The 242-nt window shown below is 76.0% G+C and carries 1 protein-coding gene; it reads right to left on the bottom strand.

What is annotated here, in order from left to right:
• Positions 1-242 (bottom strand): beta-ketoacyl synthase N-terminal-like domain-containing protein (locus Ga0451573_RS19510; protein ID WP_231685873.1); only part of this gene is annotated, 242 nt, incomplete at both ends.

The following is a 242-nucleotide window of genomic DNA, read 5'->3' as shown; positions in this document are numbered from 1 at the left end:
CGATGGTGTCGGGGGCCACCCCGGCGTCGGCGTAGGCCTGGGCCAGCGCCGCCACCTGGCCCTCGAGGCGCGGGGTCATCGGCCCCTCGCTCTTGCCGTCGTTGTTGATGCCCGCGCCGCGGATGATGGCGTACACCCGGTCGCCGTCGCGCAGCGCGTCCTCCAGGCGCTTGAGCACCACCACCCCCACGCCCTCGCCGAGGACGAAGCCGTCGGCGGCGGCGTCGAACGGGCGGCAGGCG

The sequence above is a fragment of the Phosphitispora fastidiosa genome, from assembly GCF_019008365.1.
Lineage (GTDB): Bacteria > Bacillota > Thermincolia > Thermincolales > UBA2595 > Phosphitispora > Phosphitispora fastidiosa.
This window is presented reverse-complemented; position numbering and strand designations above follow the sequence as displayed.